Annotated in this window: 2 protein-coding genes; both read right to left on the bottom strand. The window is 29.4% G+C overall.

Annotated elements, in window-relative coordinates:
- The coding region (locus J7G74_RS16510; protein ID WP_297137425.1) for an ABC transporter permease at positions 1–622 on the bottom strand (622 nt) is incomplete at its 3' end.
- Positions 615–2,306 (bottom strand): ABC transporter ATP-binding protein (locus J7G74_RS16515; RefSeq protein WP_297137428.1); only part of this gene is annotated, 1,692 nt, incomplete at its 5' end. The genes J7G74_RS16510 and J7G74_RS16515, both read right to left, overlap by 8 nt.

A 2,306-nucleotide genomic window follows, 5' to 3' on the forward strand; every position in this document is an offset into this window, starting at 1 on the left:
ATAATAAAGATATTGGTATTACTATTAAAGCACTTAAAGTCATAACTACACTTATAGATAACATCATTATTAATACACCTATTATTGTAGTAAAAGATGTTATTATTTGAGTTAAACTTTGATTTAAACCTTGTGCTAAAGTATCTATATCATTAGTAAACCTTGATAATACTTCACCATGTGTTCTAGTATCAAAATACTTCATTGGTAATCTATTTATTTTTTTAGAAAGTTCATCTCTTAATTTATAAGCTACTTTTTGTGCTATTCCACTCATGACAAAGCCTTGTATAAATGAGAACACAGTACTTAAAGCATATAATGCAACTAGAGAAAGTAATATATTCTTTATTGCATCAAAATCTATTCCATTCCCGTCGCCGGAAACTTTACCTATTAACCCATTAAATATTTCTGTAGTAGCTTTTCCTAGTATTTTGGGTCCTATTACTGAAAATGCAACACTACCTATTGCAAATATTAAAACAAGTATTATTGATAATTTATATTTAGCTAAATAAGAAATTAAAGTTTTCATCGTTCCTTTAAAATCTTTTGCCTTTTCTCCTGGACCTTTCATTCCATGCCCCATAGGCCCTTTCATTCCTTTAGGTCTACTCATTTTCTAACTCCTCCTTTGAAAGTTGTGATAATGCTATTTCCTTATAGATTTCACAATTTTTTAGAAGTTCTTTATGTGTTCCTTTGCCAACTACTATACCTTCATCTAATACTATTATTTGATCTGCATCTATAATAGTACTTATTCTTTGGGCAACTATTAATACTGTTGCATCTTTAGTTTCTGATTTTAATGTTTTTCTAAGTTTAGCATCTGTTTTAAAATCTAGAGCAGAGAAACTATCATCAAATATAAATATTTCTGGATTTTTTGCTATTGCCCTAGCAATAGATAATCTTTGTTTTTGACCTCCAGATACATTTGAGCCACCTTGTGATATTTCTGATTCAAAATTATTCTCTTTTTCCATTATAAAGTCTAATGACTGAGCAATTTCAGCCGCTTTACGTATTTCTTCTGATGTTGCATCTTTTTTACCATATCTTAAGTTTGAATCTATAGTTCCAGAGAATAATACTCCTTTTTGAGGAACGTATCCTATTTTTTCTCTTAAATCATGTAACGATGCATTTTTTATATTAACTCCATCAACTAAAATTTCACCCTCGGTAACATCATGGAATCTTGGTATTAAGTTAATCACTGTTGACTTACCACTTCCTGTACTTCCAATAAATGCTGTTGTTTCCCCTGCTTTTGCAGTAAAGTTAATATTAGATAATACATCTTCATCTGCATCAGGATATTTGAATGAAACATTTTTAAATTCAACTAAACCTTTCTTATTTTCATCAAAAGTTTTAGGTGTTCTATCTTCTTTTATTACGATATCTTTTTCTAATACTTCATTTATACGTTTAGCAGATACTGCTGCTCTTGGTAATATTACTGAAATCATAGATATCATTAAGAATGACATTACTATTTGCATAGTATATTGGATGAATGCCATCATATCCCCAACTTGCATAGCACCTGTATCAATATTTTTTGCACCTACCCAGACAATTAAAACTGATATCAAGTTCATAACAAGCATCATTCCTGGCATCATACAAGCCATCATTCTATTTACAAACATATTTACTTTAGTTAAATCTTTATTTACATTATCAAATCTTTGTTCTTCAAATCTTTCTGTACTAAAAGCACGAATTACTGGAAGTCCTGTTAGTATCTCCCTTGTAACTAAATTTAATTTGTCTACTAAGTTTTGTATAATCTTAAACCTAGGCATTACTGTTGCAAATAATATAATTACAATTGTAAGTACGCCTAATATTGCCACACCTATAATCCATGTCATTGAATTATTTGTACTTAAAACCTTATAAAGTCCTCCAAGTGCCATAAATGGTGCAAAGAATACCATTCTTAAAATCATTACTGTCATCATCTGAATTTGTTGGATATCATTTGTACTACGAGTTATTAATGATGCTGTTGAAAATTCAGTCATTTCTTTATTTGAAAATCTCATTACTTTTTCAAAAGTTTTTGATCTTAATTCACGACCTAACGATGCCCCTACCCTAGAAGCCAAGAATCCTACAAATATGGCAGCAATCATACTTAAGATTGTTATACCAATCATTATAGCGCCTGTATTTATTATATATTTAGTTTGTAATAAATCTGTATCTATACCTATTTCATTGTATTCACTTTTTACAAATGAAATTGCACCTTGACTTATCATCATTTCAGGTAAATTTACAAATTG

This window comes from Terrisporobacter sp., from assembly GCF_017888745.1.
In the GTDB taxonomy this organism is placed as follows: domain Bacteria; phylum Bacillota; class Clostridia; order Peptostreptococcales; family Peptostreptococcaceae; genus Terrisporobacter.